Below are 11,210 nucleotides of genomic sequence, written 5' to 3'. Positions count from 1 at the left end.
GCAGCTTTTCTCACTCATTTTTTCCGCGATCTCAATTGTCCGGTCGAAGCCTATTTGCCTGAACGCCAATCAGAAGGCTATGGACTTAACTCTGAAGCTGTTCGTAAAATTCGTGAGAGTGGTGCCAATTTGATGATCACTGCTGATTGCGGTATTACCGGTGTGAAAGAGGTGGCGCTGGCGAATGAAATCGGATTGGATGTTATTGTGACCGACCATCATCAAGTGGGTGAGGAAGGTTTGCCCCCGGCAGTTGCCGTTCTCAATCCCCATCGAGCGGATTGCAATTATCCTTACCGTTTTTTGAGTGGAGTGGGCCTGGCTTTCAAACTCGCCATAGCTGTGCGTAAGAGACTGTATATGGAGGGCTGGCCCAAAGAAAGCCTGCCTAATTTGAAACGTCATTTGGATTTGCTTGCCCTGGGAACCATCGCTGATGTAGCACCGTTAACCGGTGAGAACCACATTCTGACTTTGCATGGGCTCGAAATGTTATCCGTCACTGCTAAACCCGGATTAGTCGCTCTGAAAGAAACCGCAGGAATTGTGGGGAATGTTGATGCGCGTTCGGTAGGTTTTGGTCTTGGTCCACGTCTCAATGCCGCTGGAAGGCTGGGTCGAGCCGACAGTGGTCTGCATTTGCTCACGTCTACAGATTTAAAAGAAGCAAAATCCCTGGCCAGGGAACTGGAACTCACTAACAAGGAACGAAAAGACATTCAGGAAGAAACGGTAGCGGAAGCGGAGGAATTATTCCGGAACGAAGTCGATATTAAAAAGGACCGGGTGATTGTGCTGGCATCAGAGATTTTTCATCCGGGTGTGATCGGTATTGCCGCTTCCCGTATGGTGGATAAATATCACCGGCCCACAGTTCTCATTGCTATAGAGGGAGATCAGGGGAAAGGCTCTGGACGCAGTATCCCAAAGTTTAATTTGTTCAAGGCGTTCACGGATTGTGGCGAACATCTTTTGCAATTTGGAGGGCATGCTTATGCCGCCGGTCTCACTATCAAAGAGGACCAGGTAGAAGCGTTTCGCAATGCCATGAATGAGGTGGGACACCGGCATTTGAATGAAGAAGATTTGATTCCTGAAGTGGGTGTGGATACTGTTTTGCGTCTTGATGAAATTGACCTGTCTTTTTACAGTCGACTGGCTTTGCTTGAACCCTTTGGTGCTGAGAACCCGGTCCCTTGCTTTCTATCTCAGGGTGTGCAATTTCAGGAAGTTAAACAAATTGGTAAAGAAAAAAACCATGTACGTTTCCGGGTCCGGCAGGGAAGTGGGCGGATTGAAGGTGTCGGCTTCGGGCTTGCCGAGGTTTTTGATTCGGTCGAGGTTGCCACAGAAACCTTTGATATTGCCTACGAAATCAACCTCAACACCTGGAATGGAAGGGAAAAGCTGGAGATAAAGCTAGTTGATTTGCGGCTGGCAGATGCTGGTTAAGTCGATCTTTTGCGATGATATTTAGAGCAATCCAACAGGTTGGATCAATTGCCACCAGCTTTGGTCCAGGTGCTTTCAGAAAACCGGAATAAATTAAAAAGGTTTAAATGGGAAAACCTTCCTGGTGTTTTCAAATAGAATCCGCTTTCTTGAAAGGTGTTTTTACGAGCATGAACCGATTTATGTTCTTGGGCATGCTCATTCCGGTTTTAAGGTAAAGAAGAAACCAAAATTAAAGCTCAAGCATTTTCTGGAAGCTAAAAATCTAATTGAACAGGATGGATCTCTGGATCCGGAGGAATTGGAGCGTGGCGCGAAAATTTTAGGGTACCATCATCAAACCAGTCAGGAAAAAGAAGAGGGGACACCAGAGCCTGTCGTTAAAATGATTTTCCGGAATACCCCGCCGCATCCTTTTGTCATCAGTAATATGAAGGAAAGTGATCGGGTTTCAAGTTTGAATTTGAATCTGTATTTAAATTGTTTGGTGGGCCTGTTGTGGCCGTGGGAGGAATATACTTCCTGATTTCCAGTCTGTAACAGGTTCAATCATTCGACACGAACCGCTTCTTTCGGATTGAGCTTTTCTGCCAGCCGGGCGGGGTAAAGTCCGGACAATAAGGATACTCCCCAGAACATTGTCACCATGACGAGAATGAAAATGTAAGGGAAGTGCACCTGTATGGTCCACCCAAATGATTGTTTGTTGATCACGAAGATTAAAATGTAGGAAACGATCACACCGGCAATAAAACCCATTACCGACCCTATCAGCCCCAGTATTCCCGCTTCGATCATCACCATGCGCTTGACCTGCCCTGTGAACGCGCCGATGAACCTTAATATTCCTATTTCCCGTTTGCGTTCTAAAGTCAGGGAGACCAGAGTGTTGAACAGTCCCAATACAGCAACCAGTATTGCTATGATTTCCAGCGAATAGGTGATTGCGAAGGTTTTATCGAACACTTCGAGAACCTGGTGTTTCAATTCGGAGTTGGAACGAATGATGAGGCGGTGATCTTTTAAAGTTTTAAGAACTTCTTTCCGGGTGGAATTAAGCTGGTTCTTGTCGTCAAGATAAATGACGAAGCTGTTGATTTCAGTTTCATCGTAGTAGTTTAAAAAAGTGGTGCGGTCAAGAATGATATATCCGCGTTCGCGGGAATAATCAAAGTAGACGGCGGCAACTTCCAGTTGAGCGGGACCGTTAGGGGTTTGCAGATTAATAATATCTCCAACATTTGTTTTGTGTTTGAGAGAGAATGCCTCGGAGATCATGGCCCGATTTTGATTGACCATAACGCTTGCCAGTTTGCTGGAAGGCGGGCCAGACTTGATCACCAGGTTACCGTATTGTGAAAGAACTGAAAAATCGCCTGTGGCCAGGACTACGGGAAGGTCATTATAAGTGATGTCCATGGCGCGAAATTGATCAACGGCAGCAACGCCCTTTAAGGATTTCAGTTTTTCCACCGAACCTGAAGGCAGGGTATGCTGGTAGTCTATGTCTCTTCCTCCCGCTACACGTACAAACAAATCCGCTCTCAATGTCTGGTCGATCCAGACTATTACCGTTTGCCTGAAGCTGTGTACCATGATCGACATGCTGATGACCATCATGAACGCAATTGCAAGCGATGAAACCGCAAGTGCGTTTCGCCCTACATTTTGTGACAGGTTCATGCAGGCCAGTAATCCTTCGCCACCAAACTGGTTCTTGAAAAAGAAATGCAGCCGATCACGGGCCCATAACAAAACCGCGGGCGTTAAAAGTGACAGGCCAAGAATGATTAAAAATACCGAGAGGAATCCGAAGTAGGGGAACTGGTTGATGGGCGGCAGTTGCGTACAGAACGCCGCGAGAACAACAACAATCATGGCACTCATATTCAAGCCGCGGTTTCCATGAAACAATTTCAGGTCATAACTTCCTCTTCGCATGACGAGTGTTGGTGGTGTGGTGGCCGCGTCCCATGCGGGGATGAGGGCCGATATAAAGCTGAGCACCACTCCTAAAACGAAATAAGGTCCCATCTTTGTCCATTGAAAGTCAACTTCAGTGACATAGCTGGGCGCATAAAGATTATTGACGGTGAGAGAAACGGCATCCAGTGAAAACTGCGCGAAAAAATATCCCAGTCCTATTCCCAGAACAGAGCCAATAGCGCCAATGACTCCAGCTTCCAGAAAAAAGATCAGGGCTATTAATGTAGGGGTTGCCCCGATTGCCCGCAAAGTGCCGATCTCAACTCTCCTGCGTACTACTGATAAGGCGATCATGTTATAGATGAGATAGAGCGCAACCAGAAGAGCCACAAAACTCAAGGCGGTCAGGTTATATTGAAAAGCCTGCAGCATTTTACCAACCTGACGGTTTTTGCGTTGTGGACGCTCTACTATCATATGGTCAGGGAGCAAGGGAGCGATTTTTTCCCGCATGGACTCGAAATTCTCGTTGTTAATAAACTGAATGTCGATGCGGTCCAGCTTTCCAATTTTTTCAAATACATTTTGTGCCGCCGCGATATCCATCATTGCAAAGTTTCCATTCAGGGCTTTGCCGATTCCCTTGTTCTCAAGGATCGCATTGACATTGAGCGTTTTAACCTTCCCTTTTATTAAAAGCTGGATGGTGTCGCCTGGGGCAAACTTTGTTCCGGGAACGAATTTTTCAGGAAGTATGATGCCTTTTGGATCCAATATGAGAGGTAATAAACCTTTCAGGTCTTTTTCTACCGTTTTTATTGAAAAGTCGCGGATACCACTGTCCTGCAAAAGATCGGTTCCTATTATTTCCACCACCTCACCGCTGATGGATTCAACTCCATATCCTTCAATCACAGGATAAGCTTTTATTTCCTGACGTAGTTTGTGGAGTTTTTCAAAGATGGATTCATCGAATGCCATTCCCTCAACCCGGATGACTGCATCCGCTCTTCCTAAAACAATATCTATGCTTTCTGTGAAAGAAACCATGGTTTGCTGGTTGGCAAGGCGAATGCTGAGAAACACAGCGACTCCAACAGCCACCCCAAGGATGGTGATGGTTGTTCGAAACGGATCTCTCAATAGAGGTCGCAGGATCAGCGCGGTGAACAGGTCTTTAAAATATAGAAGGAAGCTCACGGTGTTTTATCAGTCAGTCTGCCATCGCGAATTTCGAAATGGCGGTTTCCTATAGCCGCAACCTGAGGATTGTGGGTGACCATGACCACCGTTGTCTCAAAATCGGTGGAGGCTTTTTTCATGAGTTCGATTATTTTTTGCCCATTTTCAGAATCCAGGTTGCCGGTCGGTTCATCGGCAAGCAGGATGACGGGCTGGTGCACGAGAGCACGGGCGATGGCAACTCTTTGCATTTCTCCACCCGAAAGTTCAGTCGGAAAAGAATCAGCCCGGTGCCAGAGTCCGACATAATCAATCAGGGTTTTGATACGTTGACCATCTGTTCTGGATGAATGTGCCAGTAATAGAGGCAGTTCTACATTTTCCATCACCGTGAGGGTGGGCATGAGGTTAAAGAACTGGAATACGAAACCTATCTCTTTTCGCCTCAGTAAAGTGAGTTCGTGTTCGGAAAAGTCTGATACGTTGCGGCCGTTGAGGATAATTTGTCCCCGGTCGGGAAGGTCGAGTCCGGCTAAAAGGTTGAGCAGGGTGGTTTTCCCTCCTCCACTGGGACCCATGATGGTGACAAAGTCGCCGGTATCAAGGCTCAGGTTTACCTCTTCCAATGCCTTCACCTTTTGCGATCCGCTCTGGTAAGACTTGAAGACATCAATAAACTGAATGACGGGATTGACCATGCGTTACAGCATATTAGAAATACGGTTTCACTGCAATAAAACGTTAAGAATCTCCTTAGCCAATGAACCACATTTATAACCGGCATTCAAAGAGTTTCCTCGACTTGATGAGCTCTTGTCATGCACTTTCCCGGTCAGGGGACGTTGAACCTGTATGGGGAATATGGTATGGATGGGCCAGTAAATCCACAGTATAAAATGCAACAACGCTTAGCGTGCGTTTTTTTTCTCTTGGAGTTTTAATATGGCAATATCGCAGAAAGTTACCGGGTTCATGGAGAAGTCTTCCTGGATTAGAAAAATGTTTGAGGAAGGCATCCGTCTAAAGAAGGAGTTTGGAGAAGACAATGTGTTCGACCTTTCTCTGGGCAACCCGGTGATGGAACCTCCCCGGGAGGTAAGAAAAGCATTGATGGATTGCGCGAGTGACGAGTCGCCGGGACTCCACCGCTATATGCCAAACGCGGGATTCGCCGATGTTCGTGATGCGATTGCCAAATCTTTAACTCCCGAATGCAAGGTGGATCTTACGGCTGATGATGTGGTCATGGTATGTGGCGCCGCGGGAGGACTCAATATAACCTTAAAAACCCTGCTTGACCCGGATGATGAAGTCATCATATTCACACCTTATTTTGTAGAATACCTGTTTTACGCTGACAATCATGGTGGCAAAGCGGTGGCTGTTCCCACGCTGGAAGATTTCCAACTGGATTTTGAAGCATTAAAAAATGCTCTAAACAAGAAGACCAGGGCAGTTATCATAAACTCCCCTAATAATCCTACCGGAGTTGTTTATTCACGATCTGAGTTGCAGGAGTTGGCGAATATTTTAAAAAAGCATTCAGAAAAACTTGGCAGGGCTGTTTATCTGATCTCAGATGACCCGTATAAAAAAATCACATTTGATGAAGTGGAAGTACCGAACATCATGGAGTTTTATCCAAACAGTATTTACATCACTTCACATTCCAAGGATATTGCCCTTCCTGGAGAGCGCATTGGTTTTGTGGTGGTGCATCCTGAATGCGAATCGGTCGAGTCACTCATGGCGGGATTAATTTTCTGCAACCGGGTGTTGGGATTTGTTAACGCCCCTGCGCTTATTCAACGTGTTGTGAAACAGGTGCAGGGAGTGACAGTGGATGTGGAACAGTATCGTCGAAAACGGGATTATCTATATAATCAACTAGTCCGGATCGGTTATCAGGTTGTGAAACCACAAGGAGCCTTCTATTTTTTCCCGAAATCCCCAATAGAGGATGAGGTGGAATTTGTTAAAAAGCTGGCTGAGCAAAAAGTGTTGGTGGTTCCGGGGAGAGGGTTTGGTTTGCCAGGTTACTTCCGCATATCCTACTGTTTGCCGGATTCTGTTATTGAGGGTTCTATTGCAGGGTTTGAGGCGGCTTTCAAAGCCTCCTAGGGTCGGAAGCACAGGACCTGACTTTTTCTGGTGAATAAAAAATATTTCGACTGTACTGGTAATTGCCCAATTGCCTTCCACGTCAACGGGCCGGTTGATTGAAGAATCTTTTCTGGTAAAATTGAATCTAATCTATACTTAGGAAAACAGTGATCGTTTATTAAAGGATGGTTTGTTATGGCTTTAACACAGGATCAAATCAACCGTTATAGCCGGCATTTACTTTTGCCGGAAGTGGGGGTTGAGGGGCAGGAGAAAATCTGTAACGCCAGGGTGCTTTTGATAGGTACTGGCGGCCTGGGTTCTCCATTGGCATTGTATCTTGCCGCGGCGGGTGTAGGACACCTTGGTTTGATAGATTTTGATGTGGTGGATCTCAGTAACCTGCAAAGGCAAGTAGCGCATGGTGAATCAACAGTTGGAAAGTTGAAAGTGGATTCGGCGAAGGACCGTATTGCCGATTTGAATTCCAGCATAAATGTCACCACTTACAATACGCGCTTATCTTCAGAAAATGTGATGGAAATTTTTGCTGACTACGACATTATTGTCGATGGAACGGATAATTTCCCCACCCGTTATTTGGCCAGTGATGCCTGTGTGTTGCTGAAGAAGCCTTATATATACGGATGTATATTGCGTTTTGAAGGTCAGGCCTCCGTGTTCGATTCCCGCGTTGGGCCGTGTTACCGTTGCTTGTATCCATCGCCACCCCCACCAGGGCTTGTTCCCAGTTGTGCCGAGGGAGGTGTAATAGGAATTCTGCCGGGCATTGTCGGCCTGATTCAGGCAAACGAGGTGGTTAAACTGATATTGGGTGCAGGCGATCCGCTGGTGGGCCGACTTTTACTGTTTGATGCGTTATCCATGAAATTCAGGGAAATGAAATTACGCAAAGATCCATCTTGCCCGATATGTGGTGATAACCCGACCATCACCGAATTGATCGACTATGAACAGTTTTGTGGAATCCTGCCTGTTGAAGAGTCGGCTTCCGATGCCGAAATGGAAATTGGTGTGGAGCAGGTCAAACAAATGCTGGACTCAAAGCATACATTCAAGCTGATTGATGTGCGTGAGCCTTCCGAATACGATATCTGCAAAATTGAGGGAGCAACTTTGATTCCGCTCGGCGATATAGAAGCCAGAGATACTTCTCTTTTGAACGGATTGAACCCGAATGACGAGATTGTGCTTCATTGCAAAGCCGGGGTGCGATCGATGAAAGCGCTTAAAGCTTTGGAAGAAATGGGTTTCAGCAACCTGAAGAGCATGCGTGGGGGTATCAGTGAGTGGTCTGAGAAAATCGACTCCTCTGTGCCTTTATATTGAAAAGACCTGTCTCAAAATTAAGGTAACTCCGAACGACCTTTGATCAATACATCCCAAGTAGTGGGTTGACAAGGAGGTATGAGAAGTTTAAGGTGAGCGTACGGATATGATTTTTGTTTGGTCGACTTTTTTACCGGGTAATTGAAAGGGGATATTATGAGCGACTCCGATGGATCAGAACGAAGTTTTGAAAAATTGTCCAAGGCTATCACCGAAGCCGTCATGACATCACCCAAGGTTAAAAAGATTGTTGCTGAAATTCAAAAAGATGAAAATATTTGTCCCAAGAGTTTTATGGTATTGGTCCTCAAGATGGAAGTGTTGACCGATTCGCTGGAATTGGAAGTTGAAGAGGAACTCACTGAGGAGCGGCCCGCCCCCAAGAAGCGCAGGAGCAAGAAACCTTCGCAAACGCCGCAGTTCATCGATGGACAGGAACTTTCCAAAAAAGAAATCGAATTTCAGGAGTTTGCCAACAAAAAGTTTGACTCCAGGGAATGGCTCAAGAAAAACGGGCTCATTTTATAAGGCGTTTTTTCCTTATCTGGTCACTGCTTTCTGTTCGGCTTTCTTCATGCCCAAGATCGTTTCCTCTGGTGATTTTGAGTCGGCCAGAAAAGAGATGGTCGAAGATCAGATCAAACGTAGAGGCATTCACGATGCCCATGTTTTGCAGGCCCTGTTAAACGTACCCCGCCACTTATTTGTTGAGCCTGAATTTATCAATAAGGCATATTCCGATTTTGCACTCCCAATAAAAGAAAACCAGACTATTTCTCAGCCATATATTGTCGCGTTGATGACCCAGAGCGCGATGCTGGAATCCGATGACCGTGTTTTGGAAATTGGCACTGGCTCCGCTTACCAGGCGGCGGTTTTAGCGGAAATCGTCAAGGAAGTTTATACCATCGAAATTATTGCGCCATTGGCGAACGCTGCTAAAAGCAAACTGCACGAACTGGGTTATAACAATGTGACGGTTCGTCATGGTGATGGGTATAGGGGATGGGAGGAAAAATCTCCTTTTGACGCGATTCTCATTACTGCGGCTACGCCAAAAATACCCCGACCCTTGATTGACCAGCTAAAGGTAGGAGGCAGGATGGTTCTTCCACTGGGGAAAACAGGATCTGCGCAGGATTTGATGGTATTGACCAAACAGGACGATGGAAAACTGAAAAAGAGTTCCATTGCTGGTGTGGTGTTCGTGCCCATGACCGGAGAGATCCGTCGATGACAATCTGGGGTCAGGCGAAAAAGAAAATACGTCAGCCAGCAGTTGCTGGAAGATTTTATCCCGCTCAGCGTGATGCGTTGATCCGTGAGGTGGAAACACATATTGAACGGGATGGAAAGAAGAGTGAGGCTCTTGGCATTGTCTCGCCTCATGCCGGATTCATGTACTCAGGGGATGTGGCGGGAGCCGTGTATTCCCGGATTGAAATTCCGGATACGGTTATCTTGATAGGACCCAACCATACAGGCAGGGGTGAGACGGTTGCGGTCATGCCGGAAGGTGTCTGGTCCATGCCAATGGGTGATATCGCTATTGACCGGGAACTGGCTAACGCGATTTGTGAAGAAACGATCATTGCGAAAAAAGATGATTCGGCTCACCTGTTCGAACATTCCCTTGAGACCCAGCTACCTTTTCTGCAATATTTTAAAAAGGATTTTCAGATTGTCCCGATATGCCTAAGGCGTGTGAAAATTTCCTCCTGTAAAGAACTCAGCGAAGGCATTGTTCGTGCCGTCAAAAGATTGGGTAAGCCTGTTCTTCTTGTGGCCAGCTCAGACATGACTCACTATGAATCACACGATGAGGCAGTTGTTAAAGACCGCATGGCTATCAATTGTGTTACAAATTTTGACCCGGTGGGTTTATTTCAAACGGTACAATCTGAAATGATTACAATGTGTGGGATCAATCCTGTAACGGTCATGCTGATGTGCGCAGAAAGACTGGGTGCCAAAGAGGCTGAACTGGTCAAATACATGACGTCAGGCGAAGTCAGCGGCGATATGGACAAGGTAGTCGGTTACGCAGGAATGATAGTCCACTAGCCCTCTGTCGAGGGAGGCAGATAGCAAAAGCTCATTGGCAGATGTGAAGATTGCTCACCAAATTTGGGTCCAGCGTTACGCTGGCCAGCGGGCTGGCTAACGGGGGCACTGCATCAATTCGATTTCGTATTTATCTGGATCTTCGGTAAAAATGAAACGAGTGCCGTTTGAGGTTTCTATCGGCCCTTCGGTGATTGGGATTCTGGCATGCTCCAACTTGAAGATGCAGTTATCCAGGTTTTCGACTTCAAAGGCCAGGTGGACCAGGTCTTCGGGAACTTCAACCTTCCCCGACTCGGGGAAAGAACATAACTCCAGCTCACAGTCTGTCGCGGGAAAACGCAAGAAAACAAGCTTCGAACCACGTGGTGAGGTTTTTTGTTCGATAAGTTCCATGCCCAGGACATCCCGGTAAAATTTAATAGATTGCTCCATGTCCGAGACACGGAAGCGGGTATGAAGATATTTTTTTATCATAATTATTGTTGTTTACGCTCAGTCGCCGCTGGCTAGTAATTGAATTGGACAAGGGGTTTGTATTTATCCATTTGTTCTTTAATTATACCGACCAGCTCGTCAAGGCGATCCCTGGTTTTTGCTTCAAACCTTAGTACCAGAACCGGTTGTGTGTTAGAAGCCCGGATCAAGGCCCATCCATCGCCAAAGTTTATTCGCACACCATCAATGTCGACAACTTCATATTGCCTCCTGAAAGACTCTGTCAGTTCCCGGACAATTTCGAATTTTTTGTCATCGGGACAGTCGATACGAATTTCTGGTGTGTATGCGGTTTCAGGCAGATCGGCCAGCATCTCAGACACTTTCATGCTGGATTGAGCGATAATCTGTAAAATTCTTCCAGCGGCAAAAATCGCGTCATCAAATCCGAAATAATTGTCTGAGAAACAAACGTGACCGCTCATTTCCCCTGCAAGGAGAGCATTTGTTTCCTTCATTTTCTTTTTAATCAGCGAATGACCTGCCGGAGCCATGACAGGGACCCCGCCGTGCTTTTCAATATCCTGATACAGGTTCTGGGAACATTTGACCTCTCCGACAATGGTGGCGCCAGGGTTTCGCGATAAAATATCGCGCGCAAAAATAGTCAATAGCTGGTCGCCCCAGAGAATATT

General features: G+C 46.4%; 10 protein-coding genes and 1 pseudogene (1 of these 11 only partly in view). 7 read left to right on the top strand and 4 right to left on the bottom strand.

Going from position 1 to position 11,210, the window contains the following annotated elements; translation table 11 throughout:
• A partial coding sequence (gene recJ, locus F3741_06675; GenBank protein MZG30479.1) for a single-stranded-DNA-specific exonuclease RecJ occupies positions 1-1,452 on the top strand: 1,452 nt, incomplete at its 5' end.
• A 124-nt stretch (positions 1,453-1,576) separates the two neighbouring features.
• Entirely contained in the window at positions 1,577-1,978 is a 402-nt protein-coding gene (locus F3741_06670) for a hypothetical protein (protein ID MZG30478.1), read from the top strand.
• A gap of 23 nt (positions 1,979-2,001) precedes the next feature.
• On the opposite strand, the gene F3741_06665 is transcribed toward F3741_06670, so the two are convergent.
• Positions 2,002-4,578 carry an FtsX-like permease family protein gene (locus tag F3741_06665; protein ID MZG30477.1) on the bottom strand — a complete coding sequence of 859 codons (2,577 nt, stop codon included), beginning with the start codon at positions 4,576-4,578 and terminating at the stop codon, positions 2,002-2,004.
• Positions 4,575-5,258, bottom strand: a complete 684-nt coding sequence (locus F3741_06660) for an ABC transporter ATP-binding protein (GenBank protein MZG30476.1) — start codon at positions 5,256-5,258, stop codon at positions 4,575-4,577. Before F3741_06660 ends, F3741_06665 begins: the two co-directional genes overlap by 4 nt.
• A 244-nt stretch (positions 5,259-5,502) precedes the next feature.
• On the opposite strand from F3741_06660, the gene F3741_06655 reads away from it, so the two are divergent.
• The 5 genes from F3741_06655 (at position 5,503) to amrB (ending at position 10,077) form a co-directional block, all read left to right on the top strand.
• Entirely contained in the window at positions 5,503-6,681 is a 1,179-nt protein-coding gene (locus F3741_06655; protein ID MZG30475.1) for a pyridoxal phosphate-dependent aminotransferase, read from the top strand.
• 177 nt (positions 6,682-6,858) lie between these two features.
• Positions 6,859-8,013, top strand: coding sequence for a molybdopterin-synthase adenylyltransferase MoeB (gene moeB, locus F3741_06650; GenBank protein ID MZG30474.1), 1,155 nt, complete (start codon positions 6,859-6,861; stop codon positions 8,011-8,013).
• A gap of 156 nt (positions 8,014-8,169) precedes the next feature.
• The gene (locus F3741_06645) at positions 8,170-8,541 is read left to right on the top strand and encodes a hypothetical protein (protein ID MZG30473.1); all 372 of its coding nucleotides are present in this window, start codon (positions 8,170-8,172) and stop codon (positions 8,539-8,541) included.
• Between the two features lie 46 nt (positions 8,542-8,587).
• The gene (locus F3741_06640) at positions 8,588-9,250 is read left to right on the top strand and encodes a protein-L-isoaspartate(D-aspartate) O-methyltransferase (GenBank protein ID MZG30472.1); all 663 of its coding nucleotides are present in this window, start codon (positions 8,588-8,590) and stop codon (positions 9,248-9,250) included.
• Positions 9,247-10,077 (top strand): AmmeMemoRadiSam system protein B, encoded by an 831-nt coding sequence (amrB, locus tag F3741_06635; protein MZG30471.1) that lies wholly within the window; start codon positions 9,247-9,249, stop codon positions 10,075-10,077. The genes F3741_06640 and amrB overlap by 4 nt, the downstream gene beginning before the upstream one ends.
• Positions 10,078-10,173: 96 nt before the next feature.
• On the opposite strand, the gene F3741_06630 is transcribed toward amrB, so the two are convergent.
• Positions 10,174-10,554 (bottom strand): VOC family protein, encoded by a 381-nt coding sequence (locus tag F3741_06630; protein MZG30470.1) that lies wholly within the window; start codon positions 10,552-10,554, stop codon positions 10,174-10,176.
• Between the two features lie 32 nt (positions 10,555-10,586).
• Positions 10,587-11,210: pseudogene (locus F3741_06625) on the bottom strand (phosphomannomutase/phosphoglucomutase) (it continues 795 nt past the right edge of the window).

It is taken from the genome of Nitrospinota bacterium, from assembly GCA_009873635.1.
Classification (GTDB): Bacteria; Nitrospinota; Nitrospinia; order Nitrospinales; family VA-1; genus LS-NOB.
Note: the sequence above shows the minus strand (reverse complement) of the source record. Positions and strands in the feature narration are given on the sequence as shown.